Consider the following 26,483-nt stretch of genomic DNA (forward strand, 5'->3'; position numbering starts at 1 on the left):
ACTCGCTTCGCTCAGACAGTTCCCCACCTTTTTTCCGCCCGCTTACGAAAATTCAAGGCGCCATCAAGGGCTCAACGTCAAAAGAAAAAGGCCAACCCGTCGCGAGGCTGGCCTTTTCGTTTGGGCTTGTGCCCCGACGGTTTGGCTGTTGTCGTTTGACTTTCCCTGCCCTAGATGGCGCCTTGAATTTCTGTAAGCGGGCGGAAAAAGGAAGGAGGCTTGTCTGAGCGAAGCGAGTTTGCCTCCTTCCCCGCACGGTTACAGAAATTCATGGAATGGGTCGCCATCTCGGGCGCGCATTTCTTTGCTTACTTTCTTTGGGCAAGACCAAAGAAAGTGAGTCAGCCCCGGCAGGGGATGAAATAAGGGGCGCACCAACAACACGAAACAAAAGCAAAAACAGAAAAATCAAAAATAAACCGTAGCACTAGCCCTAAACGTCCGAGGCGCCCCCTGCACCAGAATGAACCCCCAACTCGGCAACCAGTACTTCTCATTCGTCAGGTTGTCGACATTGAACCGCAGCGTCACCGGCTTGCCGCCCACCTTGGTCGAATACCGCGCCCCCACATCAAACGTGTGATACCCCGGCACGATGTTGCTGTTGTCGGCTTCAAGCGCCGAGTTGCCGACGTACTGGCCACCTGCCGACAGCACGAGCCCCGGCACCGGCGGCACGGCATATTCCACATATGCCGTCGCCTTGAAGCGTGGCGATCCATAGGCGCGTTTTCCCAGCACGGAGGCATCGGATTCCGTATTCTCGGAATTCATGAACAGCACCCCGCCCAGCAGCGTCCAGTCACGCGCGAGCTTGCCGCGTGCGCTCAATTCGAGCCCGCGATAACGCGTCATGCCGTCTTGCGTATAGACGTTGTCCGGCCGCAGATACGCCAGCCCGCGCTGCACCTGGAACAGCGCCGCGCCGAATGTCCAGTCGTGCAGTTCGGCCTTGGCACCTACCTCCACCTGCTTGCTCTTGAGCGGCCCGAATACCGTGCCCGCGTTGAGTGCTGTGATCGGTGCGCTGGCACCGGCCTCCAGCGATTCCACATAGCTCGTGTACAGCGTCACCGGCTGCACGGGTTTGAACATCACCGCCAGCGTGGGCGTGATCGGCTCGCGAGTGTATTTGGCCGAAGTGCTGCCGTCGGCGTTGTAGCCGGTCTGGTTGAAACGCGTATAGCGCAACCCGCCAAGCACCGACCAGTGCTCGTTGAACTTGGCCGTGTCGCTGGCAAAGACGGCGGTCTGGTCGATCCGGGACGTGCGAGCCAGACCGTCGGACGCGGGCACCCGCATCGGTGTCGCCCCCGACGACACGAACGCGGACGTGTCGTAGAGGTTGCCGGTGCCGAGCAGCGTGGAAGCAAAGCCGCCCGTGGCTTGCGTGAGACTCTGCCATGACGTGCCGAAGACGAGGTCATGCTCGATCGAACCCGTGCGCACCTTGCCGTTGGCTATCACCTGCGCCTGGCTGTACTGATAGCGCTGGTACGAGCTGTACTGCAACTCGCTGAAGTTGCCCGCGTTGTCCGTCAGCTGGATCGCGCTGTCGGCATTGCCTCGGTTCTGCTGCGTGTAGCGATAGGCGGCGCGCACGTTCCAATCTGGCGTGGCGGCCCAGTTCAGTTCGGTGCCGACGGATTTGATCTCGGTCTCGTAATACGACCCGCGCGACGACACGCGTTGGCTGCCGTCAATGGCGCGCGGCGTGCGCACGAACTCCGTGACCGGCACACCAAAATCCTGGCCGGGGATGATGCCGTAGTAGGCGCCCTGCACGTTGCGCTGCATGTACAGGCCGTCGAACGACCACTGCAGATCAGGCGTGATGCGCGCATCGAGCGCGAGCGATGCGGAGTCGCGCTTGATATGGCCGCCGTCAACAAAGGTGCCGCCTTCTTCATGCACCATACCCAGGCGCGCGCCCAGGGCCTTGGTCGGGCCGAAGCGCCCGCCCATATCGATCGATTCCTTCAGCGTGCCGCCGCTGGTAAAGCCGAACGTGGCGCTGCCGCCAAAGGTGTTGGTCGGGCGTTTGGTGACGAAATTGGCGATGCCGCCCGGGGTGCCGAAGCCATACATGAAACCCGATAGCCCCTTGAGCAGTTCCACACGTTCGAAGTGTTCGAGCGGAACATCGCTGCCCCAGTTGGGGACGGCTAGGCCGTCGACCTTGTAGCCCTCCAGCAAGTCGAGCTGCAAGCCGCGGATGGTGATGTTCGACGCCTCGCCGATGTAGCCGTCGTTGTTGGCGGTGACCGCCGGATCGCCCTTGAACACCTCCCCGATGGTCTGCGCCTGACGGTTCTGGATCAGCTCCTGCGTGGCAACGTTGATGGTGAACGGCGTATCGAGCACGGCCTTGTCGCCCAGTGCGCCGGTGCTGGCCTGTTTCGCACCGTAGGCGGCGGGTTTGCCTGCGGTGACTTGCGTGGCGGGCAGGTCGACCTGCGTGGTTGTCTGCTGCGCGTAGGCCGATGCGGCTGCGCCCATGGCGACGAATGCCAGCGCGAGCCGGCGTGCCAGCGGCGTTGGGCGAAGGCAGGCGATAGGACAGCGTGAAGCGGGTGGTAAAGCAGCGGCTCGCATGATCAAGCTCCCCTGGATCAATGTTGTGTGCAGGCGTGCGCAGTCGCGTGCGTGCCGGCGAGCGGCATGCGCGAGTCCTGTGCGGGTGGTTGTGGTTTCTTGGTGGCGGCGTGTAGAGCTATGGCTCTCTGGCGACGCTCGGATGCAGGTCGTTGCCCACGCGCGATTCACGCGCCGGCATGGCCCAGACAGAATCGGGCGCACCGTGGCGCGCCCGGCGCAGCGTCGCGCGCGCAAGGCCGACAAAGCCGCACGCGAGCGCTAGTGCGCCCAGGTCGAAACCGGCCACCATCCAGTCGCCACGCGCCATCGTGCGCAGGAGGTGGTCACCGGTGACGATGGCATTGGTGACCGGTGCAAGCATGGCTGCGAAGGCGGCAGCGCTCAGCAGTTCGACGGCGCCGCGTGCTGGCGGCCGCAGCATCGCCCAGGCAATCGCCGCGAAGAACACGGTGTAGTACGTCACGCCCATCGAACGCTCGGGCCACAGCAGCGCCGCCGGGAATGTCGCCATGACGCCGACGCAGCATCCGATGCACACGCCAACCGTGGCGCGCGCCAGCAGCTGATGCACGCGTGGCTGATCGGCCTTGCGTTGCTTGCGGCGCGATTCGATCCACAGCAGGTTGCCCGAGTAGAAGACGAACGCCCCCGCCAGCCCCATCACGAGATACGCGAGACGCAGGACGATGTCGCCGTAAGTGCCGAAGTGCAGGCCGTAGACAAGGCTGTAGATGGCGTGATTGGTGTCGCGCGCATCGGGTGTCTGGTTGCCGACGAGCTTGCCGCTGTCGGGCTGGTTGGCAGCCGCGCGAATCGCCAACGAACCGTAGTCGCCGACCGCTCGTGTGCTGCTGCCGCGCAGTTCCGCCACGGCATTTGCATCGCCAATGTGCTGGTAGTGGATCGACTTGACGGTGAAATTCGGATCGGCCAATTCGCGTGCACGGGCGAGCAGTTGCTCAGCCGGCAACATCGGCGCCGCATGATTGGCCGCAACCACCGTGCCGGCCGCCGTCGTCACACGCGGCACCGCATCGAACAGCTCGCCGTTGAGCGCTACGGTGTTGAACACGGTCATCAGTACGATGCTCAGACACAGCACCGGCGCGGTGATCGCAAAGATCAGGTGGAAGGGCAGGCTGAACAGTCCGAGCACGTTGTGTATGTCCATCCAGAAGCGCTTGAGGTTGCGCCCCGGGCGCACGGCCAGCAGATCCTTCTTCAAACGCGGCAGGTGCAGCAGCACGCCCGAGATGAGCGCCACGCCATAGAGCACCGAAATCGCGCCCATGAAGTACATACCCGGTTCTTCCAGACCCAGCGAGTAGTGCAGCCGATTCAGGAAATTGGCCAGCTCGCCCTTCGACGGCTCGATCGACAGATCTTTCGGCGAGGTCCTGCCCGCAGCGAGCCCACTGCCGGTCGTCATTTGCCAATCGCCCTTGCTGTTCTGCCAATACGCGGAGAAATCCGGCTCGCCCTCGTTGGGGAAGATGACGTACGCGCTCGCGGCAGCGGCCGGGTGCGTGCGCACCAGCGCGTTCACGAAGTGATCGATATCGGCCGGCTTGGTGGCAACGGCGGAACGGTCAGCGCGCAGCGGGTTCTGCCACGCATGCAGTTCTTCATGGAACACAGTGAGCGCGCCCGCAAAGAACGCGATGAACAGCGCCCAGCCCGCTATCAGGCCCACCCAGGTATGCAGCGTCTGATACAGACGTAAGGTCGTCGATTTCATGGCGAGGTCAGGCCACCAACAGGCGCGGCAGCCACAGCGCGCCGTATGACACGGCATTGGCGGCCGCCAGCACGGTCCACGCGCGGGCACTGGTCGGAAACAACACGCTTACGCTGATGATCACGGCCCACAGCGGCAGGCACACGAGCAGGGCGCCGATGACGCCGCTTTCCCAGCCGCCCGGCAGCCACAGGATCGCCAGCGTGCACAGCGCGACCGACAACGGCAGCCCGAGCACGGTACCGGCCAGCCACTTGGTGCCCATGCCGGTCATGACCGTGCCCCAACGCCTGCACGCCGTTGATGTGTCCACGCACCCAACATGGGCCATAGCGACAAGGCCCCCGTCACCACCAGCGCCACCGCGATGGTTGCCCCCGGCCAGCCGAGCGCGTCGTTCCACAGCGCGACGGCAATGACCGACAACGCAACGGCGGCGCTACACAGCGCGCGCCCACGCAGGCGCGAAGCGGGCGCGAGCAGCACTTGATTGGGCGCGGCCGCATACAGGCAGCCCGCCGCCAGCAGCCCGAGCAGGAGGGCAATACCGTGCATGGCAGTGTTCAGTTTTGTTGAGAACACAAATGATAATGATTCGTATTAAATTACACAAGCCAAGAGGATTCGCGGATTGGGATGGGGAATTGACGTGCTACCGCGAGTGCGGACGTTGGCCATGCCGCGCCCGCGCCCTGGGTGGCGGGCGCGGCAGGTGTGACGGGTTACTGCTGCAGAACCTTGTATTCGATCTTCTTGAGCACGCCGTCCGCATCGTCGAAGTAGAACGACGCGATCTTCTTCGAACCAATCGGAATTCCGACAAACACCACGCCGATTGCCGCATTGCGCGCGTAGCGATAGTTCCAGATGTCGAGACCGCCGGCCGTAGCCTTGTCGCTTGGTGCACCCAGTTCGAGCGCTACGTCCTCGCGCTTGGCGACGCCCGGCACGAATTGCTTTTGCAGCGATTCCTGCGTGGCGTCGGCAATCTTGTCAACGCCCGTTCCACTGCCGACGCTGACCGCGCAGCCCGACAGGGCAAGAGAAAGCGCAATACCGGATGCGAAAATGCGAAACATGAAAGTCCTTTTTGTTGATTGGAGTTTGGAAAGCCGCTTCGATGCCACAGCGCACATGCCTGCTGCGCTGCCCCCGCACCGAATGCGCGCCCGCATCGTAGAGAGGACGCGCAGAAAGCGCATCCCCCAGAACGGCTCGTTCTCCAACAATCTGAGGTGAAACTTTCTAATGTCTCGTCTGATTGACGCTTAAGTCAGCGTCCGCGGGCGTCTACGCGAGTGCCGCTTCCACAAAGTGCAGACGATCCTGCCCCCAGAACATCTCGTCGCCGACAAAGAACGTGGGCGCACCGAACACGCCGCGCGCCACAGCTTCCTCGGTCGTTTTGCGCAGCGTCTGCTTGATGCGGTCGTCCTGCACAAGCTCCAGCATCAGCGCGGGTGAGATGCCGGCCGCTTCCAGCACCGCAGCGAGTTCCTGCAGATCACCGAGATTGCGGGGGTGCTCGAACATCGCGCTGAAGATGGCGGTGAGGTAGCGGTGGAATTCCGCATCGCTGCGCAACTGCATGCCCACCGCACCGCGCATCAATTGCAGCGTGTTGATCGGAAAATGCGGGTTCTGCTGGATCGGCACGCCAAAGTGTTTTGCCCAGCGTTCCAGATCCACATTGGAGTAGCGGCCCTTGGCGGGAATCGTCGCCGGGCTGCTGTTGCCTGTGGCTTGGAACACGCCGCCCAGCAGCATCGGCCGCCAGACAATGTCCGCGCCCTTGGCTTGCGCGATCTTCGGCAACTGGTGATACGCGAGGTAGCTGTAAGGGCTGCCCACATCGAAGAAGAATTCGACCTGCTTCATGCGTGTGTCTCCTGGTGTCGTGATGTTGCGATGGGCTCGGAACAGGCTTCTACCAGCGCTCGATCCAGGGCCGCAGGTCGAGTTCATGGGTCCACGCATCGCGGGGCTGCGTGTGCAGATACCAGTAGTTCTCGGCGATGTGCTCGGGGTTGAGGATGCCGTCCTGGTCTTTCAGCGCGTAGCGCTCGGGAAAGTTCTCGCGGATGAACGCCGTGTCGATCGCGCCGTCGACCACCACATGCGCCACGTGTATCCCCTTCGGGCCCAGCTCGCGCGCCATGCTCTGGGCCAGCGCGCGCAGCGCATGCTTGGCGCCCGCGAATGCCGCAAAGTTGGCCGCGCCGCGCATGCCTGCGGTTGCCCCGGTGAAAAGGATCGTGCCGCGCCCGCGCGTGACCATGCGCTTGGCCACTTCGCGCCCTGCCAGGAAGCCCGAAAAACACGCCATCTCCCAGATCTTGAAATACTTGCGCGCGGTCTCTTCCAGGATGCTGCTCGGCACGTTGGCGCCAATGTTGAAGACCATCACCTCGATGGGGCCCACGTCGTGCTCGATGTCGTCGACGAGCTTGATGATGTCGTCTTCCTTGCGCGCGTCGGATGCGAAGCCCTGCGCCCGCCCGCCTTCCGCGCGGATCGCCTCGACCAGCGGTTGCAGCTTGTCGGCCGAGCGGCGCGTCACGCAGGCGATGTAGCCCTCGCGGGCAAAGCGCCTGGCGATGGCACCGCCCGTGGCATCGCCCGCGCCGATGACGAGGGCCGCCTTGTTCTTGCTTGTCTCCATGTCCACCTCGTTTATAGAATAACGATCGTTACCGAAAAACAAAATTATGCTACTGGTTGCATAGTGTCAAGCGGGAAAAAGCAGGGGAAAACATGCGATACCAGCCCGGTCACAAGGAAGAAAAGCGCAAGGAGCTGCTGAAGGCCACGGGCCGCAAGGTCAAGGTGAACGGCTTTGCCGCGACCGGCGTCGACGCGCTCGCGCAGGCGGCCGGCATGACCAGCGGCGCGTTCTACAGCCACTTCGGCTCCAAATCGGATTGGCTCAAGGCGTTGATCGAGGCCGAACTTGCCGCCAGTCGCGAAATGTGGGCCGGCAATCCGCACGATACGGCCGAAGATTGGCTGCGCTTCGAGCTGGATCGCTACCTGTGCCTTGCCCACGTGAAGCATCCCGAGGCGGGTTGCGCCGTGCCCGGCCTTGCAGCCGAGATCGCGCGCGCAGATGCCTCAGTGCGCAAGCTGTATCAGGAAGAGATGTGCAAAGGGCACGCGATCCTGGCGCGGCGCCTGGGCGACGACGATGCCGCGTGGGCGATGATTGCGCAGCTCGTGGGTGCCATCCATATCGCGCGTGCCATGCCGGAGGAGGCCATGCAGCGCACGATTGTCGAGGCGAGCAAGCGGTTTCTGCAGGACGCTGTGACGCGCCTTACCGCCAGGTCCTGACGTACGAGGCGCGCTATTGCAGGTTGCCCCAGCGCGGCACGGCGGGTTCCGCGTTCGCCCATTGCCACGTGGTGCCGTTCTGGCACGCATAGATCGTGTAACCGGCGCCGGGCGCATTTTTGGGAGCCAGGGCTTCCTGAACGGTCAGGACGGCCTCGCGGCACGTGGCCAGCGGTGTCGTGAACGTGCGCACCAGCACGACCTGCCCGTGTGCCTTGGTCAAGCCCATCATGCGTTCGAGCGACCAGTTGAGCGAAGGTGTGCTGTCGCTCAATCGCCCGACTGCCATCGCCAGCGCATCCTGCTCGCTGGCGGCCCATTTGCGCGTTGCGTATTTGATGGAGGCATCGGTCGCAGCGTTGACCGACACGGCCACGCCATAGGCCACCGCCGGGTTGCCCGTGACAGTGCCCGTGGCCACGCCCGCTGCCGCGCCGGTCAACGGCCCCACCGACGAGCAGCCGGCCATCAGGCCCGCACATCCTGCTACAAGCCAGCGCGCGCGGCTCATTGCAGCGAACCCCATCGCGCCGTGGCCGGTTCCGCGGTCGCCCACTTCCATTGCTTGCCGTCGTGGCAGATGGAGGCGACGAAGAAGTCGACCTTTGCGGCGCCATCTTCCATTCCGTCGACGGTAAAGAGGATTTCCTTGCAGTTGACGAGCGGCCCGTTGATCGAACGCGTGACCACCACGCGGCCGTGTTCGTCGGGCTCCAAGGGGATGCGGTGCTTCACCTGCCAGTTGCCGACGGTGTTGTCGGTCAGCGCGCCGGCAATCTGCGCGATGTGGTCTTGGGTTTCTGTGTGGACGATGCGCTGGCTGTGCTGCAACGCGGCCCGTGCGCCGGCTTGCACGCCCAGGCCGATGCCCGTGGCCACCGCCGCGTTGTCGGTCACCTTGGCAGCGAGAGCTGCCCCGCCGATACCCGCTGCGGCGGTCGTGCCTTCCGACATCAGTGAACTGCAACCGCTGAGTGCCAACGTGCTCAGGGCGAGCGCGCTGCCCAGCATCCGGGCAGATGCGAACCGAGGTGTGCGCATGTGTGGACTTCCAAATCTGCAACAGAGCGAATTCTAAAGGACACTGCGGCCCGCAAACGGCGTTGCGGCGCGGTTTCTCACAATTGTTTTTAGTCGCTGTGGCGCGGTATTGCCTCTGTTCAGCTGGGGCAAAGCGTTTTCAACTGCGTGGCCAACGCATCAAAGACCACCCGCACCCGCGTTGGCACCGGCCCTCGCTGGGGGCGATAGACGTGGAGCGTCCAAGGTGGGGGTTCGAACCGCCGCAGCACGCGTACCAGTTCGCCGCGCTCCACGTGCGAGCGAGCCAGGTACTCCGTGGTCTGCGTGAAGCCGAGGCCCGCACAGGCCGCTTGTATCTCAGTTTCCGGGTCATCAGTCACGAAGACGGTGCGGTGAGGCTGGAGCTGGGTGTCGTCGCGAAAAGCCCACGGCCAGGCGCGGCCGTCGCTGCGGTTAATGAGCGTGGTGACGGGCAATTCCAGCAGTGCATCGAGCGTCTTGGGTTCGCCCACGCGGGCAAGCAGCGCGGGCGCGGCCACCACCCACAGCGCTACGCTACCGGCCGAGCGCGCCACGAAGCGGTTGTCCCCGATGAAGCCAATGCGTACCCCCACGTCGATCTGCTCATCCACCACGGCGGAAGGCACGTCCGACAGGCGAAGGTCTGCGACAAGACCCGGGTGTTGCTGCATCAGCGCCGTCAGCACGGGCATGACATAGGTGCGCCCCATGTGCGCAGTCGCTGTGACACGTACGATGCCGCTCGCCTCCGTCGCCTTGGCGGAGGAGCGATCGAACAGGCCATCGACGGTCTGCAATGCGGCCTGGGCTTGCGCGGCAAGGTCTTGCCCGTAGCGGGTGATCTGCACACTGCGGGTGTTCCGATGAAAGAGCGTTTCGCCCAGCGTGTCTTCCAGCTCGCGCACCGCTCGCGTGACGGCCTGCGGAGACACGCCGAGCCGTGCAGCCGCCTCGCGGAATGTCGGTGTGCCGGCGGCCGTGGCAAAGATGCGCAGCAGTTCGAGACGGTCTTGCATGGCGTTGTTGAATTCCAGAAATGGGAATTTTGTTTGCCGAATTATTCCATTTATTTGCCGGGTTGGCCTATCCATACTTGGCTCCAAGTCTGGCAGCACGGAAGAACCGAGCGCCAGCTCACCCACTCACGGCAAGGAGCCGGCAATGAACGCAGCAACGCAAATCAACACGCAATCCACGCAATCCGCACAACTCAAAGACAAGGTTGCGCTCGTCACGGGCGCCAGCTCGGGCATCGGGCACGCATCGGCAATTGAACTGGCCCGGCGCGGCGCCAAGGTGGTCGTGGCGGCACGGCGCAGGCCGGAACTCGACGCGCTCGTCGAGGCTATCCGCACGCAAGGCGGCGAGGCGGCCGCCGTGGAAGCCGACGTCACACGCGAAGACGACATCCGCAAGATGGTCGACTTTACCGTCGCCACATATGGGCGCTTGGACATCGCCTTCAACAACGCGGGTACCGAGGGCGTGTTCGCGCCGCTCACCGAGCAGACCGACGCCACCTACGACAAGGTGTTCGACCCCAACGTGCGCGGTGTCTTCCATTCGATGAAGTACGAGGCCGAGGTGATGCTGCGCCAAGGCTCGGGCAGCATCATCAACAATGCGTCGATGGGCGGTGTGATTGGCTTCGAGAACGCGGGCCTGTACATCGGCACCAAGCACGCGGTGATCGGCATGACGAAGACGGCATCGATCGAATGGTTTCGCCGAGGCGTGCGTGTCAACGCGCTGGCGCCGGGGCTGATCGAGACGCCGTTCCACCATCGCGGCATTTGGCCGTCTGCAGAAGCGATGTATGACTTTGCGGCGGGCACCCCGGCGGGCCGTGTCGGCAGCGCGCAGGAGATGGCGACCATCGTGGCCTTTCTCGCGTCGGACGATGCGAGTTTTGTCTCGGGCCACGCCTTGGTAGCCGACGGCGGCTATTCGGTCGCTTGATGCCAATGGTCTAGGCGGTGGGGCGTTCAGTCTCGCCGCACATCTGCCGGCGATAGCGCTCGGGCGAAAACCCGACCTGCTTGCGGAACATCGCAATAAATGCCGAAGGCGTTCCATACCCGAGCGCGAGCGCAATGTCCTGCACCGGGCGGTCTTCCTTGAGCCACACCAGCGCGCGCAGCAGGCGCACACGGTTGCGCCATTGCAAGAAGCTCATGCCGAGTTCGGTCTGGAAGCGGCGCGCAAGTGTGCGTTCGGTGCTGTGCACGCGTTCGGCCCATTGCTGCAGCGTGGTGGTGTCGGCGGGGTCCAGGCGGATGGCTTGCAGGATGGGCTCAAGCTGGCGATCGGTGCTGTCTGGCAGGTAGCTGTCAGCGTGACCGGCGCGCACCAGCATTTCCACCAGCAATTCGAACTGACGCAAGTCCCACGCATCGGTCATGGCGGTGACGCGGCGCGTGGCGAAGTCTTCGAACAGTGCGCGCACCAGTGGCGTCTGCGGAATCAGGCAGGCCATGGGTGGCAGCCTCTGCGCAAGCGGTTCGGCCATGTACACAGAGAGGAAGTCCGTCGCCTGCCGGATCGATGCCGAATGTGGCTGATTGGCCGGCACCCAGATCACGTATTCGGCGGGCGCGGTCAGCCGGCGGCCATCGACCACCACTTCCATCAACCCCAGGCTGATGCGGTTGATCTGGCCCCACGGGTGCGTGTGCGGCTCGATATCGGTTTCGGGCTCGAAATGGTCGTAGCGAAAGTAGAACGGGGCGCCTTGCGGCACGCGTAGGTCGGCTTCGCGGTAGGCGGTGTACGGGGTGTCGGCCACGGTTGTCGCTTTCGAGGGGTGAAGTTGTCTGGTTTGAAGTATATGTTTTGAACCAGACATTACTAAACTGCGGTCTTCCATTGTTCGAGGAGGCCGTCGTGCCTGTGCTGTATCCCTTGCTGGCGGTGCTGATCTGGGCTGCCAACACCATCGTGTCGAAGGCCGCGGCCGGCGTGGTGGACCCGGCGGCCATTTCGTTCTACCGGTGGTTGCTAGCGGCCATTGTGCTGACGCCTTTTTGCGTGCGGCCGCTGTGGCGCCAACGTCGGGCTGTGCTGGCGCAGTGGCGGCGCTTTGCGGCGCTCGCGCTGCTGGGCATGGTGATGTACCAATGCCTGGCGTATTACGCGGCGCACAGCACGAGCGCGACCAACATGGGCGTGATCGGGGCGCTGGTCCCGATGCTGGGGCTGATCCTGAACGTGGTGGTATTTCGTCAGCCTGTCGGCGCGCAGGCAGTGACGGGCGTGGTGGTGTCGCTCCTGGGCGTGCTGTATCTGCTGGGGCGCGGAGAACCTGCCAACCTGTTCGATGGCGGCATCAACCATGGCGACGTGCTGGTGCTTGCCGGCGCCACTGCATACGCGCTGTATAACATCCTCTATCGTCGTTGGGCGCTGCCGTTCGGGCAGTGGCTCAACCTGTACGTGCAGGTGCTGGTGGCCGTCGTGATGCTCGTGCCCCTGGCCATGACAGCACACAGCCTGGCCGTGCCGGCCAAGGGCATCGGGCTGGTGGTCTATGCGGGCATCGCCTCGTCGATCGCCGCGTCGTATTTGTGGATGCAGGGGCTCAAGCGCATCGGCAGCGAGCGTACGGCGGTGTTGATGAACCTGATGCCGGTCTTCACGGCGGGTATGGCTGCGGTGATGCTGGGCGAGACGGTGCACGGCTATCACTGGATCGGTGGCGGCCTCGTTCTGCTGGGCGTGAGCCTAGCGCAAGGCATCGTTCGGCTGCCGATCGGCCGTTCGGGATTGAGCGCCCGTTAGTTTTTTTCCGCCGCGCGGCGTGGGGGTTGGCGGTAAAATCGAACACATTGGCGGGCGCGTGATAGCGCCCGTTCCGTGTTCCAGAACCACTCTCGCCAGACCATCGTCAGACCATGAAGCGCAACGCAGGAGCTGTCACCGTCGATGATGTTGCCGCGCATGCGGGCGTGTCCATCAAGACCGTCTCGCGCGTGCTGAACCACGAGCCCAACATCAGCGAGAAGACGCGCGCGAAGGTGGTCGAGGCGATGCAGACGCTCGACTATCGGCCCAACCCGGCTGCCCGTCGACTGGCCAGCAAGCGCGCCGACATCATCGCGCTGGTCTACGACAACCCCTCCGACAACTACATCGTCAACATTCAGCACGGCGCGCTCGAAGCCTGCCAGGCGCTCGACTACAGCCTGCTGCTGACCCCTTGCAACTACCGCGATCCGAACCTCGCCGAGCAGATCATCCAGAGCGCGCGCCAGCGTGCACTGGCCGGCATCATCCTGACGCCGCCGGTGTCGGATGTGCCGTCGCTCATCACAGCGCTGGATGAAGCTGGCATCGACTACGTGCGCCTTGCCCCCGCCGATCGCGAGCACAAAGGGCTGTCCGTCAATACCGAAGACCGCGCTGCCGCGCGTGACATGACACTGCACCTGATCGGGCTCGGGCATCGCCGCATCGGCTTCGTGGTGTGCGATCCCGCCCACGGCGCGGCGTATCAGCGCGTATTCGGCTATCGCGACGCGATGGCGCAGGCCGGTATCGAAGTCGACGAACGACTGGTCGAGCAGGGCGAGCATTCATTCGAGTCGGGCGTTGCCTGTGCTGAACGGTTGTTGTCCTGCGAGCCCCGTCCGACCGCCATCTTCGCAGGCAACGACGACATGGCTGCCGGCGTGCTGCGCGTGGCGCAGGCGCGCGGCATCAAGGTGCCGGAAGAGCTCTCCATTTGCGGCTACGACGACACGCCGCTCTCACGCCAGCTCTGGCCGGCGCTCACCACCGTGCGTCAGCCGATCCAGGCGATGGCGCATGCAGCGGTGGAGCAGCTCATTGCGATCCACCGCCCGCATCTACCGGGCCTGAAGCCGCATTCGGTGCACGAAAATTTGCAGTATGAGTTGGTGATTCGGGAATCGACTTGTGCGCCGGCGGCGCGTTGAGCAGTTCGGCCGCCGGTTAGGTGGTGATTAGGCCGGTTGCGTGATCAACGCATACAAATCATCCTGCGGCTCATACCCCAGCAGTTCGCGCCCGGTCTCCAGGCCCCAATCCATTCCGCGATTGTTCGACACGCCATTCACGACGATGGCCGGTGCTGGCCAGCGCGCCGGGTCGGCCGTAATGGAGCACAGGAACAGCCGGCGCAGATCCCCATTCGAGAGCCACATGTTGCGGAACCAGCGCAGCGCGACGCGGCTGGCTTCATCGGGCAGTTCGGTCGGCACGGGTGTGTCAGCGGTGCCGGAATAGTTGATGTCGTTGGGGTCGTTTTCGTCGGGCAATGCCCAGCCGATGCGCAGCGACACGATCGAGAGCTTGCCGCCGTTGGCTTCGGAGACGGCGCCCACTGCTTTGCAGAGCCTTTCGCCCATGGCCTTGGACGTTCCGTAGGCAAGCGAGTAGACGTCTTCTGTGCCGTTATTCCAGCGCGTTCCTGGGGCGGGGGGTAGTTCGGCGGTGAGTTTGCCGGGGCCGATGGTGCCGGCCAGGGGTTGATCCTTGTATGCGCCCATCGCGTGGTTGGACGAGGCAAACACGAAGCGGCGCACACCGTGCGTGGCCGCAGCCTGCAGCACGTTGAGCGTCATGCCGTAGGAGGCCAGCGCTTGCTCCCAGGTTGCGTCTGGCGTGGAGTGGATGGCGGCCAAGTGAATGACCGCATCGACGTCGCTCAGCAGATTCGTCCATGCGCCATCGGCTTGCGTGAGGTCGGCCTTGACCCATTGAAAACGTTGGGCCGCTTGCGGCGAAAACTCGAGGTTCTGTGCAACCCAATCGACGCCGATGATGGAGGTGCACCACGGGGCGGAGGCCAGCGCCTCGACGACCTTGCGGCCCAGGTTGCCAGCTACGCCGGTCACAAGAACGCGAGCAGGGGTTTGGTAGTCAGCCACGATGTGGAAGTCCGTTCGGGATGAAGGAAAGAAAGGCGCGACCGGCGGCTGGCGCTGCAACATCATCGCGCGCCGCCGTGTCGTTCCAGATCAGGAAGGGGGCCGGATGGGCCCAGAAGTTGTGTGGCGTTTGCCGACGGGTCAGCCGCCGAGGTCAGCCGCGATTGGAGCCCGACAGCACGTCGATCAGCACCGCGACCACCAGCACCACGCCCTTGACGATCATCTGCCACGAGGCGTCGACGTTCATTTGCTGCATGCCGTTGTCGAGGCTGGCCATGACAAGTGCGCCGATCAGCGCGCCGTACACCGTGCCCGATCCGCCGCGCATCGACGTGCCGCCGATGAAGCAGGCGGAGATGGCATCCAGTTCGCCGCCCACCCCGGCGGAGGGCGAACCTGCCGCCGAACGTGCGGTGGTGATGATGCCCGCGAAGGCGCACATTAGGCCCATCAGCACGAACACCAGCAGCTTGACGCGACCGACGTTCACGCCGGATAGGCGCGTGGCTTCCATGTTGCCGCCCACTGCGTAGACGTGACGGCCGAATACCGTTTGTGTCGCGACGTACGAGAAGATGGCCAGCAGCACGAGCAGGATCAGCACCGGCAGCGGCACACCGCTGGCGTCGTTGAGCACCGCGACGAAGCCAAACGAGGCGGCAGCGATGGCCAGCAGCTTCAGCCCATCAGCCCAAATCGGCGTGAGCGAGAGCGACAGGCGGGCACGCTCGCGACGTCGGCGCACGGTCAGCACAACCGAGCCGATAACGATGACAGCAGCCAGCGACCACGACAGCCATGCCGGCACGAAGCTCTGCGCGAGGTTGCCGAGGTCATCGGGCACCGGGGCAATCGTCACGCTGTCGGTGCTCCACTGCAGCAGGCCGCGGAAGGCCAGCATGCCGCCCAGGCCAACGATGAACGAAGGCACACGCAGCTTGGTCGTGATGAAGCCGTTGACCACACCGATGGCCGCGCCCGCCACGAGCACCGTGCCCACGGCCAGCCAGGTGTTCCACCCGAGGTTGACGGTGAGGATGGCGACCAGCCCGCCCAGCAAGCCAAGCAGCGAACCGACCGAAAGATCGATCTCCCCCGCGATGATGACGAACACCATGCCGCAGGCCAGCATGCCAGTCACCGACATCTGCAGGAACAGGTTGGAGATGCTGTTGGGCTTGAGGAACGTGCCGTTGGTCTGGAAGTAGAAGAAGATCCAGATGAGTGCGACGGCGAGCAGCAGCGCCAGCACCTTGTAGCGCACGAACAGTTGCTGGATGGCGCGACCATCCAGACGCGGGCCGCCATTGCCGCCGTTTTGGCGGGCGAGTTGGGATTGCAGGATATTGGACATGGCAATTCAGGCCGCTTGGCGGCCGGGTTCAGCGTTGATTGCAGCAGCCAGGATGCGCTCCTGGGTGAGGCCTTGGTTGACGAAGTCGCCGCGCAGCTGACCTTCGCCCATGACCAGGACACGATCGCTCATGCCCAGGATTTCCGGCATCTCGGACGAGACCATGATGATGGCGACGCCGCTGGCGGCCAGGTCGGCAATCATCTTGTAGATGTCGTATTTGGAGCCGACGTCGACACCGCGCGTCGGTTCGTCGAGGATCAGCACCTTCGGCATCGCCAGCACCATCTTCGTGACCACGGCCTTCTGCTGGTTGCCGCCGGAGAGGCTCGCAATCGCCAGCGCCGGGCTGGCGGTCTTGATGCGCAGGCGCTTGATTTCGCGGTCGACGGTGGTGAGTTCGGCGCCCTTGTCGACACGCAAGCCGCGCGCGTATTGCGCCAGCGTGGCGAGCGTGATGTTCTCGCCCACGGCCATCAGCGGGACGATGCCGTGACGCTTGCGGTCTTCCGGTACGAGGCAGATGCCGGCGGCGATTGCATCCGCCGGTGAGCCGACCTTGACGGGCTTGCCTTCCATGAGGATCTCGGCGCTGGAGCGGCCGGGGTACGCGCCGAACAGCGCAGACACCATTTCCGTGCGCCCCGCGCCGACGAGGCCCGCCACGCCGAGGATCTCGCCGCGGCGCACGGCAAAACTCACGCCGTCTGTGCGTTTGCGGTTGGGGTTGGTGACATCCCAGCAAGTGACGTTGCGGGCTTCCATCACCACTTCGCCCACCGTGTGCTCCACCTTCGGGAACAGCGACGTCATTTCGCGGCCGACCATCATCGTGATGATGTTGTCGATGGTCATGTCGGCGGCGGGGCGCGTGCCGATGTGCTTGCCGTCGCGGATGACGGTGACCGTGTCGCACACGCGCTTGACCTCATCGAGCTTGTGCGAGATGTAGACGCACGCCACGCCGCTGCGCTTGAGGTCGTCGATGATGGACAGCAGCACCTCGATTTCCTTGGCGGACAGCGACGAGGTCGGTTCGTCCAGGATCAGCAGGCGCGCGTTCTTGGCGAGCGCCTTGGCAATCTCGAAAAGCTGCTGGTGGCCGCTGCCGTAGTTCATTACGGGGGCGGCCACGTTCACGTCGGTCAGGCGCAGGCGGGCGAGCAGTTCTTCCGCTTTGGCGTGCATGGCGTCGTAGTCCATGCGGCCCCCCGGCTTGGTGATCTCGTTGCCGAGGAAGATGTTCTCCGTCACGGAGAGCTGCTGCACCAGCATCAGCTCCTGATGGATGATGACGATGCCGGCGCGCTCGCTGTCACGCACGGAATGCGCGTGCAGCGGCTCACCTTCCCACAGGATCTCGCCTTCGAAGGTGCCGTAGGGGTAGACCCCCGATAGCACCTTCATGAGGGTCGATTTCCCGGCGCCGTTCTCCCCGCACAAACCGACGCACTCGCCCGGCTTCACTGCCAGGCTGACGCCGTCGAGCGCGCGCACACCGGAGAACGACTTCACGATGTTGCGCATCTCGAACAGGGTGCCGTTACTGCTCATGGCGTTCTCCTACTGACTACGACTGACCACTGCATCGGCGGCTTACTTGCCGAAGATCTGCTGATGCGTATAGAAGCCATCCTTGACGACGGTGCTGTCCAGGTTGTCCTTGGTCAGCAGCGTCGGGGTCAGCAACACGGTGTCGACATCCTTCTTGCCGTTGTTCAGCTTGGTGTTGAACTTCGGCGCCGTGCCCTTCACGAGGTCGACGGCCATCTCGGCGGCGGTGGCGGCGATCTGCTTGATCGGCTTGTACACCGTCATGGCCTGCGTGCCTTCTGCCACGCGCTTCACGGCGGCCAAGTCAGCGTCCTGGCCCGACACCGGCACCTTGCCCGCCAGCTTCTGCCGTGCCAGCGCCTGGATCGCGCCGCCGGCCGTGCCGTCGTTGGAGGCAACGATGCCCTGGATGTTGTTGTTGTTCGCGGTCAGCGCGTTCTCAACAATGTTCTGCGCCTTGGAGGGGTCCCACTCCGGCGTCCACTGCTCGCCGACGATCTTGATGTCGCCCTTGTCGACGTACGGCTTGAGCACCTTCATCTGGCCTTCGCGCAGCAGGCGTGCGTTGTTGTCGGTGGCGGCGCCGCCCAGCAGGAAGTAATTGCCCTTCGGTGCGAGCTTGACCACGCCCTGCGCCTGCAGCTCGCCCACCTTCACGTTGTCGAAGGTCACGTAGCCGTCGATGTCGGCGTTCAGGATCAGGCGGTCATACGACACCACCTTGATGCCTTTCTTCTTGGCGCTGGCAATGGCGTTGCCCAGCACCTTGGAGTTGAACGGCACGATCACGAGCACGTCGACGTTCTGGGCGATCAGGTTTTCGATCTGGGCGATCTGCTTGGCTTCGTTGGCGTTGGCCGACTGCACGTTGACGGTCGCGCCCAGCTTCTTGGCCGATTCGACGAAGTAGTCGCGGTCGTGCGTCCAGCGCTCCACGCGCAGGTCGTCGATCGAGAAGCCGATGACCGGTGCTTCCTTGCTGGCGTGGGCCGAAGTGGCTGCGAAGGTGAGGACCGCGGCGGCGGCAATGGTGTTCAGTACGCGGGAAAGCATGAATGTCTCCTTCTTCATTGATGTTGTCGTTCAGAACGCTATGCCGGCTGTCAGCCCGATTACGAACGCGTTCTTGTTCTGGCTGGTGCCGTCCGGATGCAAGATGTACTGCAGATTAGGACGGAAGTACATCGACGGCTCTGTGGCTAGCCGCAGGACGGCTCGCGCACATGGAGGTTCGTCGCCATCACGCGCAAGGGCGTTTTGGCCGGCACCGGCATCCGGTTCACGGGCCGGTTGGGACTGCAGAATGGTCAAAATTGACAGCGCTGTCAATCTCGGGATTTGCCCTAGGTCCGAGCCATCACACGCGATCGTCTCCGGCGCCTTGCAGTGACGTGCCTTGGCAAAAAACTAGGGCAACTCCCTACATTGACAGCGCTGTCAATTCTCCTCATTCTCCTGTCCGGGCCCGCCAAGAGACTCGGCTCGAACGAACAAAGACAACGCCAAATTGAGGAGACGAAAGCTATGCGTATCAAGAACCCATCCCAGCGAATTGCCATCGCGGCCGCTGCAGCCCTGCTGGCAGCCACTAGCGGCATGGCTGCCGCTCAGAGCAGTGTCACGCTGTATGGCCGCGTCGGCGGCGGCATCGACTACACGAACAAGATTGCGACGGCGAACGGCACCGCCAGCAACCTGCAGTACGGCGGCAACCAGTGGGGGACCAGCATGTGGGGCCTCAAGGGTTCTGAGGATCTGGGTGGCGGGCTGTCTGCTGTGATGAACCTCGAGAACGGCTTCAATTCCGGCTCGGGTTCATCGGATGCGCTGTTCAATCGTTTCGCTGTCGTGGGGCTGTCGAGCACCACATACGGCACGCTGTTGCTCGGCCGGGCCATGGGCATTCCCGATGGCGAGACATGGTCGATTGACCCGATGGGCCTGCAGAATATGGGCGCCGAGACGCTGCAGGCCAACCGTACCTGGGGCTCACGTCAAAAGGCGATCACCTATAACTCGCCGACCTGGGGTGGCTTCTCGTTCCGCGCGCAAGCCGGCCTGAACGGAACGGCGGGGCACTTCAACGCTGGCAGGCAGCTTGCCGGCGCCATGGCCTACCAGAATGGCCCGCTGATGCTTAAGGCCTTCTACGAAGAAATTCGCGACACCAACGGCGAGTTCACCAACCTCTATACCGCTTCCCGCTTGTTCACGGCAGGTGGCACGTATCAGATCGGCGACCTCAAGCTGTTCGGTGGCTACAGCCGTATCCAGTCGGGCGGCGCTACTGTTGCGGACGCGGACAACCCGAGCGGCGCGACCCACCAGCAAACCTACTGGTTGGGGGCCAACTATCAGGTCACCCCGGCTTTGACGCTGATCGGCGGTGCATACAGGGCGAACCGCAACCAGGGCGGCGGAAACGGCACGCTGCTGACGGTGGGCGCCAACTACTACTTCTCGAAGCGCACGTTGCTGTACGGCACCATCGGTACCGTGATGAACGGCAGCAATGCGTCCTTCTCGGTTGAGGCGGGTGGCGGCAAGCCGGCCCCGGGTTCTGGCCAGCAAGGCGTGTACACCGGGATCATGCACTGGTTCTGACGCGCTTCGCGTCGACGTCCGAAGCGCGATGGCGGCATGGCCGTCATTGCGCAACCCTTCAAGGGGCGGCGTTCCCGGGTTGGCATCGACCTTGCTCATGTCGCGTGCTGTTTTCTCACTCAACCCAGGGAGCCGCCATGCAACGCGAAGACGTAACTGATCTGATCGTCCTGCAGAAAATCAAAAAGAAACTGACGTGGACGCAATTGGCCGAGGTCATCGGCCACAGCAAGGAATGGAGCACCGCCGCGTTGCTCGGCCAGATGACGCTGACCGAAGCGCAGGCAAAGGCCATTGGCACAGCGCTGGATCTGCCCGAAGAGGCCATCGCGCTGTTGCAGGTGACGCCGTACAAGGGGTCGCTGCCCACAGCGGTGCCAACGGATCCGTTGATCTATCGCTTCTATGAACTCATCAGCGTGTACGGCACGACCTTCAAGGCGCTGATCCACGAAGAGTTTGGCGACGGCATCATGAGCGCGATCGACTTCAACATGGATCTCACGCGCGAGCCCGATCCCAAGGGCGATCGCGTTCGCATCGTCATGAGCGGGAAGTTTTTGCCCTACAAGACCTACTGAGCCGTCACGCGCTGTGGCCGCTGTCGTCGTGGTCGTCCAGCTGCGGTCGATTGCGGCGCGGCATCTCGGAGTCGAGCACAAGACGGCCGTGCACGCGGCCCTTCATGCGCGTGACGTGATGCGTGCAATCTTCCATGTGCGTGCTCATGAGTTCGCGTACAGTCTCGGCGTCGCGCGCGCGCGCTGCATCCAGAATCTGCCGGTGGAACTTGACGTTGGACGCGCCGAACTTGGCGTGGTCCTTCGGTGAGGTTTCATTGCCGAACACCACAAGCTGCCGAATCATTTCGTTGATCAGCTCGCAGCAGAACCGCAACATCGGGTTGGGATTGGCCGCAGCCAGAATGTCGTGAAAGCTCAGGTCTTCCTGTCGCTGATCGAGCGGTGCGGCGGCCTTGGCAGAAGCCGGGTCGCACAGATCGATGGTGTGCTCGAGCGCGCGGAAGTCGTCTTCGGTCAGATGCGGCACCGCACCGGCGGCAAGCTCCGGCTCCAGCAGCCGACGCACGGTGTACACGTCTGCAATCCCGATGTCTTTGAAGAACAGATAGTTCTGCATGAGCTGGAACGTGCGGTCCAACGGGACCTCGACGATGGTGCCGCCGCCGGCGGGCCCCGTGCTCACACTCACCAGACCCTGCACCTCCAATGATTTCAGCGCCTCGCGGATGGTGCCTTTGCTCACACCGAAGGTCTCCTGGAGCTTGATCTCCTGCGGGAGCTTGTCGCCGGGCTTGAGGTTGCGCTGCGTGATCAGCCGCTTGAGTTCTTCGGCCACGAGGTCGGCGCGCTTCTGCTTGCGGATGCCGATCGACGCCGTCTTGCCTGGTCCGAGTGTGGCCATGGATGTCCGTTCCTTGTTGCGCGCATTCTAACTTCAGGGGTGTGTCACCCGGCTGTCCGGCGTGGTGCATGCATGCCCTTCGATCGTGCGCACGCACCGCATTCCCGCATCGTCACCCGGCATCTTCATCACGCACACCTTGGCGTAAACACCGACCTCTTCGTCGTTGACGCGGCGTGGACGCGGCTTCTATGATGATTTCGCCTATTTATCATAACAAATATAAGAAACTGGTCTGGTTCTTGCTCGACGCTACCGTCGGCGAAAACCTCGCCGGTCAGGCTAGGAGGAAGCCGCCCCAGGTGGCTCCAGGCGCTTGTTGTGTCCCATACACGAACCCCAAGGAGTGCGCTTTGAATCGTCGAGACTTGCTCAAACTGGCGGCGCTGTCCGCCGTGCCCGCGTCGCTGCTGCAGGCCCGCCTTGCGTTGGCGGCGGATGCCATCGAACTGGGCTGCCCGGTGCCGATGTCTGGTCCGTTTGCTGCCAACGGCAAGTTCGCCGACCTGGGCATGAAGCTGGCTGTGGAGCAATACGGCAAGGTGCTCGGCCGCCCGCTGGCGTACAGCGTGCTCGACACCGAGGGCAAGCCGGCCACCGCTGTGCGCAAGGTGCAGGAACTCGCGCAGCAGAAGAACGCGCGCTACTTCGCGGGCGGCATCCTGTCGTCGGAGTCGCTGGCGATGGGCAAGGAGGCGGAGAAGTTCGGCGGCGTGTTCATCACGACCGCGGGCGCCGATGAAATCACCGGCAAGGACTGCAACCGCGCGACCTTCCGCTGGTCGGTGCCCACGTACGGCGCCATCGAGCGCACCGTGCGCCCGCTGATCGAATCGATGCCCAAAGCCAAGCGCTGGTACACCATCACGCCGCAATACGTCTTTGGCGATGGGCTGTTGTCAGCTGCCAAGAACATCTTCAAGGAAAAGGGCATCGAGCATGTGGGCAACAGCTATCACGCGCTCACCGAGAAGGAATTCAGCGGCTACCTGACCAACGCGATGGCCGCCAAGCCGGACGTGCTGCTGATCCTGAACTTCGGCTCGCAATCTTCCGACACGCTGCGCCAGGCGGTGAGCTTCGGCATGAAGAAGAACACGACGATCCTGGTGGCGTGGGCATCGGGCCTGGAGCAGTTCGAATCGCTGGGCGCCGACCTGTGCGACGGCGTGTACTTCGGTGCGCAGTACTGGCACGACGTCGATACGCCTGCGAACCGCGATCTGGTGAAACGCACGCAGGCCGCGTTCAAATCCAACCCGAACTACAGCCTTGCAGGCTCGTACACCTGCACGAAGATCTTGCTCGACGCGATGGCCAAGGCTGGCAGCGCCGATCCGAAGGCTGTGATCGCCGCGCTGCAGGGCATGAAGTATGACGGCCTGACGGGCCCGGAAGAGATTCGCGCGGCCGACCACCAAGTGCTCAAGAACTACTACCTGCTCAAGGGCAAGCCCAAGAGCCGCATGAAGGACAAGGACGACTTCGCTGAAGTGGTTGCCGTCGGCAAGGCGTTCCTGCCGATTGAACAGACGCAGTGCAAGCTGGCCTGAGGGTCTGATCTGCCTCTCGCCCGGCTTCAGTTGCTGAAGCACGGGCGCCTGTCTTCCTGAGTGCCATTTCGGTCAACGCAATGAACGTCTACCTGCTCCAGGTCGTCAACGGCGTGGGGATCGGCATGCTCTACTTCCTGCTGGCGGTGGGGCTGTCGATCATCTTCGGGCTGTTGCGCTTCGTCAATTTCGCCCACGGCGCGTTCTATGCGCTGGGTGCGTATCTCTGCTTTCAGGCCCTGCAGATGGGCATGAATTTCTGGCTGGCGCTTGTGCTCGCGCCCATCGTCATCGGCGCGCTTGCCTGGGTGACGGAGAAGGTGCTGCTGCGCCATGTGTATGCGCAGGCGCACGAGTTCCACATCGTCATCACCGTGGGGCTGGCGCTGGTGGTGCAGGAACTGATCATTGTGGCGTGGGGGCCGCTGGGCGTGGATGTGCCGGCGCCCGATGCGCTGCAGGGCGTTGTGATGTGGGGCGATTTCGTCTATCCGAAGTACCGCCTCTTCGTGATCGGTTTTACCGCCGTGCTGGCGCTCGGGCTGTGGTGGCTGCTGGAAGGCACGCGGCTGGGCAGTGCGGTGCGCGCAGGTAGCGAATCGACCGAGATGGTGTCGCTGCTCGGTATCAACGTGTTCCGCCTGTTCAGTCTGATGTTCGCGCTGGGCGCGGCTACGGCGGCGGTGGCCGGTGTGCTGGCGGCGCCCATTCGTGGCGCGGAGCCCTTCATGGGCGTGGAGGCCCTCGGCGTTGCCTTCGTTGTGGTGGTGGTGGGTGGCATGGGCAGCTTCGCGGGGGCGCTGGTCGGCGGCCTGCTGGTGGGCATCGTGCAGAGCCTGATGAGCACGCTGTGGCCCGAGGGCGCGCGGTTGATGATCTACGTGGCGATGGCAGCCGTGCTGCTGCTGCGCCCGCATGGCCTGCTGGGGAGGGGATGATGCAAGCCGCATTCCATGGACTCGCGCGCTACCGCTTCTGGTGGCTGGCGCTGAGCGTGACGCTGTTGCTGCCGCTGGTGCTGACGTCAGGCACATTGGCCACCGAAGTGCTCGTCTATGCGATGGCCGTCATGGCCTGCAACCTGCTGCTCGGCTACACGGGGCTGCTGTCGTTCGGGCAGGGCATCTTCTTCGGGCTGGGCAGTTATGCGGTGGGCATCGGCCTCACGCAACTTGCACTGCCGATGCCCGTGGCGCTTGTTCTGGCCGTGGTGGTGGGTGCGGTCGTGGCGGCGGTGGTCGGCTGGTTTGCCATCCGCCAGCGCGGCACCTACTTCGTCATGCTCACGCTGGCCTTCTCTCAGATGTTCTATTTCCTGGCCTACACCACGCCGTCACTCACGGGCGGGGATAACGGCCTGCTCGACATTCCGCGCCCGGCGTTTGCGGGCTCACCCTGGGCGTTCTACGCGTTCGTGGCGGTGCTGTTCCTTGTTGTGTTCTTCCTGGTGCAGCGCGTGACGGAATCGGTATTCGGCCGCACGCTGCTGGCGATTCGCGACAACGAAGAACGTGCGCTTGCTGTCGGCTACAACGTGCGCGCGTTCAAGCTGCTGGCGTTCGTCATCTCGGGCGCGGTGACCGGGCTGGCCGGTGCACTGCACGCCATGCTCACGGGCATCGCGCCGCTGGCCAATATCGACTACCACGTCAGCGAGATGATCCTGGTGATGACCGTCATCGGCGGCACGGGCAACGTGTTTGCCTCAGTGCTGGGTGCGGCGTTCTACGTGCTGCTGTCGGACTGGCTCTCCAGCCTGTGGCCGCGCTGGCTGATGTTGCTCGGCTTCCTGCTGATTGCGGTGAGCCTGTTCATGCAGCGCGGGCTGTTCGGGCTCGGGCAGAAGCTGTGGCAACGCGTGCGTGCAACGCGTAATGCACCGGCGGTGCGGGAGGAACGCGCATGACCACCACGCCCATCCTGCAAGCCACCGGCATCGTCAAGCAATACGGCAAGTTCACCGCACTGGGTGGGGTCGATTTGCGTGTGATGCCCGGCACGGTGCACTCCGTCATCGGCCCGAACGGCGCGGGCAAGACCACGCTGTTCCACATGCTCACGGGCACGCGCATGATCACCAGCGGCACCATCGTCTTCGATGGCCACGACGTGACGCGCGAGGCCGACTTCCAGCGCGTGCAGCGCGGCATTGCGCGTTCGTTCCAGGTGACGAGCCTGTTCCCGAGCTTGTCCGTGCGCGAGAACCTGCGCCTCGCCGCACTCGGTACCACGCCGCGTCGTGCCATGCACGGCTGGCGCCTGCCGCAGGGGGATCTGGCGTGCACCGATACGGTCGACCGCGTGCTTGATCGGCTTGAATTGCCGCGCCTGGCCGATACGCCGGCCGCCGCACTCTCGCATGGCCAGCAACGCCGGCTGGAGGTCGGCATGGCACTGGCCGCCAACCCGCGCGCGATCTTCCTCGACGAACCCACCTCCGGCATGGGCGTAGACGATTTGCCCGCTATGAAGGCGCTCATTCGCGGTTTGGCGCAAGACCATACCGTCGTGCTGATCGAGCACAACATGGACATCGTGATGGACATCTCCGACACGATCACCGTCATGCAACAGGGCAAGGTGCTGATGGAAGGCACGCCCGACGCCGTACGAGCGGACCCGCGCGTGCGTGCCGCATATCTCGGCAACATGATCACGGGAGGCAAGAAATGACGACAACGGCGATTCTCGACGTTGCAGACCTCCACGGCTATTACGGCAAGAGCCACGTGCTGCAGGGCGTGGCGCTATCGGTGGGCGAGGGCGAACTGGTGACACTGCTCGGCCGCAATGGCGCGGGCAAGTCGACCACGCTCAAGGCGGTCGCCGGCGTGGTGGCGCCGCGCGGACATGTGCGCTTTGGCGGGAGGGACATTGCCGGCCAGCCGGCGCATCGCATTGCCGCGCAGGGTTTGTGCCTCGTGCCCGAGCATCGCGGCATCTTCAAGCTGCTGACGGTGGAAGAGAACCTGAAGCTCGGCGCGCGGCGCGATTCTCCGTGGCAGCTGGCCGACATCTACCGCATCTTCCCGCGCCTGCACGAGCGGCGGCGCAATGGTGGCGCCAACCTCTCCGGTGGCGAACAGCAGATGCTGGCCATTGGCCGCGCGCTGATGAACCACCCGCGCCTGCTGATGTTGGACGAGCCGGTGGAGGGCCTGGCGCCCGTCATCGTCGAAGAGATCGTCGCGCAGCTGAAGGTCATCAAGCAGGCGGGCGTATCCATCCTGCTCGTCGAACAGAACCTCGAAGTCTGCACGCAGCTCGCCGATCGCCACGTGATCATCGAACAGGGCCGCGTGGTCTACACCGGCACCAACGAAGCCTTCCGCGCCGACGACGCCATCAAGGACCGCTACCTTGGCGTCGGCCTGGCCGCTTAAACGTACACA

28 protein-coding genes are annotated in these 26,483 nt (G+C 63.8%); 11 read left to right on the plus strand and 17 right to left on the minus strand.

Going from position 1 to position 26,483, the window contains the following annotated elements:
• Positions 1–408: 408 nt before the first annotated feature.
• The 7 genes from BM136_RS05245 to BM136_RS05275 form a co-directional block, all read right to left on the minus strand.
• A complete protein-coding gene (locus BM136_RS05245; protein ID WP_092970866.1) occupies positions 409–2,595 on the minus strand; it encodes a TonB-dependent siderophore receptor in 2,187 nt (728 codons plus the stop codon).
• Positions 2,596–2,713: 118 nt separating this feature from the next.
• Positions 2,714–4,336: a PepSY-associated TM helix domain-containing protein gene (locus BM136_RS05250; RefSeq protein WP_092970867.1), complete on the minus strand. Its 1,623-nt coding sequence runs from the start codon at positions 4,334–4,336 to the stop codon at positions 2,714–2,716.
• Between the two features lie 7 nt (positions 4,337–4,343).
• Positions 4,344–4,610, minus strand: coding sequence for a hypothetical protein (locus BM136_RS05255; RefSeq protein WP_092970868.1), 267 nt, complete (start codon positions 4,608–4,610; stop codon positions 4,344–4,346).
• Entirely contained in the window at positions 4,607–4,891 is a 285-nt protein-coding gene (locus BM136_RS05260; RefSeq protein ID WP_092970869.1) for a hypothetical protein, read from the minus strand. The genes BM136_RS05255 and BM136_RS05260 overlap by 4 nt, the downstream gene beginning before the upstream one ends.
• A gap of 167 nt (positions 4,892–5,058) precedes the next feature.
• A complete protein-coding gene (locus tag BM136_RS05265) occupies positions 5,059–5,415 on the minus strand; it encodes a hypothetical protein (protein WP_092970870.1) in 357 nt (118 codons plus the stop codon).
• A gap of 211 nt (positions 5,416–5,626) precedes the next feature.
• Complete coding sequence (locus BM136_RS05270) at positions 5,627–6,214, minus strand: 2-hydroxychromene-2-carboxylate isomerase (RefSeq protein WP_092970871.1); 588 nt, start codon at positions 6,212–6,214, stop codon at positions 5,627–5,629.
• 49 nt (positions 6,215–6,263) lie between these two features.
• Complete coding sequence (locus BM136_RS05275) at positions 6,264–6,998, minus strand: SDR family oxidoreductase (RefSeq protein ID WP_092970872.1); 735 nt, start codon at positions 6,996–6,998, stop codon at positions 6,264–6,266.
• Positions 6,999–7,090: 92 nt separating this feature from the next.
• Here BM136_RS05275 and BM136_RS05280 point away from each other — a divergent pair, with 92 nt between their 5' ends.
• Positions 7,091–7,666, plus strand: coding sequence for a TetR/AcrR family transcriptional regulator (locus BM136_RS05280; RefSeq protein ID WP_092970873.1), 576 nt, complete (start codon positions 7,091–7,093; stop codon positions 7,664–7,666).
• Positions 7,667–7,679: 13 nt separating this feature from the next.
• Here the strand turns inward: BM136_RS05280 and BM136_RS05285 are convergent, their stop codons facing one another.
• The 3 genes from BM136_RS05285 to BM136_RS05295 form a co-directional block, all read right to left on the minus strand.
• A complete protein-coding gene (locus tag BM136_RS05285) occupies positions 7,680–8,135 on the minus strand; it encodes a hypothetical protein (protein ID WP_254775615.1) in 456 nt (151 codons plus the stop codon).
• 38 nt (positions 8,136–8,173) lie between these two features.
• Positions 8,174–8,677 carry a hypothetical protein gene (locus BM136_RS05290; protein WP_092970875.1) on the minus strand — a complete coding sequence of 168 codons (504 nt, stop codon included), beginning with the start codon at positions 8,675–8,677 and terminating at the stop codon, positions 8,174–8,176.
• 149 nt (positions 8,678–8,826) lie between these two features.
• Positions 8,827–9,726, minus strand: coding sequence for a LysR family transcriptional regulator (locus BM136_RS05295; protein ID WP_092970876.1), 900 nt, complete (start codon positions 9,724–9,726; stop codon positions 8,827–8,829).
• Between the two features lie 145 nt (positions 9,727–9,871).
• Between BM136_RS05295 and BM136_RS05300 the strand changes: the two genes are divergently transcribed.
• Positions 9,872–10,669 carry an SDR family NAD(P)-dependent oxidoreductase gene (locus BM136_RS05300; RefSeq protein ID WP_092970877.1) on the plus strand — a complete coding sequence of 266 codons (798 nt, stop codon included), beginning with the start codon at positions 9,872–9,874 and terminating at the stop codon, positions 10,667–10,669.
• 10 nt (positions 10,670–10,679) lie between these two features.
• Here the strand turns inward: BM136_RS05300 and BM136_RS05305 are convergent, their stop codons facing one another.
• Positions 10,680–11,495 carry an AraC family transcriptional regulator gene (locus tag BM136_RS05305; protein WP_092970878.1) on the minus strand — a complete coding sequence of 272 codons (816 nt, stop codon included), beginning with the start codon at positions 11,493–11,495 and terminating at the stop codon, positions 10,680–10,682.
• A 98-nt stretch (positions 11,496–11,593) separates the two neighbouring features.
• Here BM136_RS05305 and BM136_RS05310 point away from each other — a divergent pair, with 98 nt between their 5' ends.
• Both BM136_RS05310 and BM136_RS05315 read left to right on the plus strand, forming a co-directional pair.
• Complete coding sequence (locus tag BM136_RS05310) at positions 11,594–12,487, plus strand: DMT family transporter (protein WP_092971328.1); 894 nt, start codon at positions 11,594–11,596, stop codon at positions 12,485–12,487.
• Positions 12,488–12,600: 113 nt separating this feature from the next.
• Positions 12,601–13,644, plus strand: a complete 1,044-nt coding sequence (locus tag BM136_RS05315; protein ID WP_092970879.1) for a LacI family DNA-binding transcriptional regulator — start codon at positions 12,601–12,603, stop codon at positions 13,642–13,644.
• Positions 13,645–13,671: 27 nt separating this feature from the next.
• On the opposite strand, the gene BM136_RS05320 is transcribed toward BM136_RS05315, so the two are convergent.
• The 5 genes from BM136_RS05320 to BM136_RS25665 all read right to left on the minus strand — a co-directional run bounded on the left by BM136_RS05320 (position 13,672) and on the right by BM136_RS25665 (position 18,838).
• Positions 13,672–14,598 carry an NAD-dependent epimerase/dehydratase family protein gene (locus tag BM136_RS05320; RefSeq protein WP_092971329.1) on the minus strand — a complete coding sequence of 309 codons (927 nt, stop codon included), beginning with the start codon at positions 14,596–14,598 and terminating at the stop codon, positions 13,672–13,674.
• Positions 14,599–14,752: 154 nt separating this feature from the next.
• Complete coding sequence (locus BM136_RS05325; protein ID WP_092970880.1) at positions 14,753–15,955, minus strand: sugar ABC transporter permease; 1,203 nt, start codon at positions 15,953–15,955, stop codon at positions 14,753–14,755.
• A 6-nt stretch (positions 15,956–15,961) separates the two neighbouring features.
• Positions 15,962–17,509, minus strand: coding sequence for a xylose ABC transporter ATP-binding protein (locus BM136_RS05330; RefSeq protein WP_092970881.1), 1,548 nt, complete (start codon positions 17,507–17,509; stop codon positions 15,962–15,964).
• A gap of 42 nt (positions 17,510–17,551) precedes the next feature.
• Complete coding sequence (gene xylF / locus BM136_RS05335) at positions 17,552–18,562, minus strand: D-xylose ABC transporter substrate-binding protein (RefSeq protein ID WP_092970882.1); 1,011 nt, start codon at positions 18,560–18,562, stop codon at positions 17,552–17,554.
• Between the two features lie 30 nt (positions 18,563–18,592).
• On the minus strand, positions 18,593–18,838 hold the full coding sequence (locus BM136_RS25665) for a carbohydrate porin (RefSeq protein WP_092970883.1): 246 nt from the start codon (positions 18,836–18,838) through the stop codon (positions 18,593–18,595).
• 195 nt (positions 18,839–19,033) lie between these two features.
• Here BM136_RS25665 and BM136_RS05345 point away from each other — a divergent pair, with 195 nt between their 5' ends.
• Together BM136_RS05345 and cynS are read left to right on the plus strand one after the other, a co-directional pair.
• Positions 19,034–20,113 (plus strand): porin, encoded by a 1,080-nt coding sequence (locus tag BM136_RS05345; RefSeq protein ID WP_092970884.1) that lies wholly within the window; start codon positions 19,034–19,036, stop codon positions 20,111–20,113.
• Between the two features lie 137 nt (positions 20,114–20,250).
• Positions 20,251–20,694 (plus strand): cyanase, encoded by a 444-nt coding sequence (cynS, locus tag BM136_RS05350; RefSeq protein ID WP_092970885.1) that lies wholly within the window; start codon positions 20,251–20,253, stop codon positions 20,692–20,694.
• Between the two features lie 4 nt (positions 20,695–20,698).
• Here cynS and BM136_RS05355 read toward each other — a convergent pair whose 3' ends face one another.
• Positions 20,699–21,538, minus strand: coding sequence for a FadR/GntR family transcriptional regulator (locus tag BM136_RS05355; RefSeq protein ID WP_092970886.1), 840 nt, complete (start codon positions 21,536–21,538; stop codon positions 20,699–20,701).
• A 353-nt stretch (positions 21,539–21,891) separates the two neighbouring features.
• On the opposite strand from BM136_RS05355, the gene BM136_RS05360 reads away from it, so the two are divergent.
• The 5 genes from BM136_RS05360 to BM136_RS05380 all read left to right on the plus strand — a co-directional run bounded on the left by BM136_RS05360 (position 21,892) and on the right by BM136_RS05380 (position 26,474).
• Positions 21,892–23,091, plus strand: a complete 1,200-nt coding sequence (locus BM136_RS05360; RefSeq protein ID WP_092970887.1) for an ABC transporter substrate-binding protein — start codon at positions 21,892–21,894, stop codon at positions 23,089–23,091.
• Between the two features lie 80 nt (positions 23,092–23,171).
• Positions 23,172–24,029 (plus strand): branched-chain amino acid ABC transporter permease, encoded by an 858-nt coding sequence (locus BM136_RS05365; RefSeq protein ID WP_092970888.1) that lies wholly within the window; start codon positions 23,172–23,174, stop codon positions 24,027–24,029.
• Positions 24,029–24,997: a branched-chain amino acid ABC transporter permease gene (locus BM136_RS05370; protein WP_092970889.1), complete on the plus strand. Its 969-nt coding sequence runs from the start codon at positions 24,029–24,031 to the stop codon at positions 24,995–24,997. The genes BM136_RS05365 and BM136_RS05370 overlap by 1 nt, the downstream gene beginning before the upstream one ends.
• A complete protein-coding gene (locus tag BM136_RS05375) occupies positions 24,994–25,764 on the plus strand; it encodes an ABC transporter ATP-binding protein (RefSeq protein ID WP_092970890.1) in 771 nt (256 codons plus the stop codon). The genes BM136_RS05370 and BM136_RS05375 overlap by 4 nt, the downstream gene beginning before the upstream one ends.
• Positions 25,761–26,474, plus strand: coding sequence for an ABC transporter ATP-binding protein (locus BM136_RS05380; protein WP_092970891.1), 714 nt, complete (start codon positions 25,761–25,763; stop codon positions 26,472–26,474). Before BM136_RS05375 ends, BM136_RS05380 begins: the two co-directional genes overlap by 4 nt.
• The last annotated feature ends 9 nt before the right edge of the window (positions 26,475–26,483 follow it).

Source organism: Ralstonia sp. NFACC01 (assembly GCF_900115545.1).
Taxonomy (GTDB): Bacteria; Pseudomonadota; Gammaproteobacteria; order Burkholderiales; family Burkholderiaceae; genus Ralstonia; species Ralstonia mojiangensis.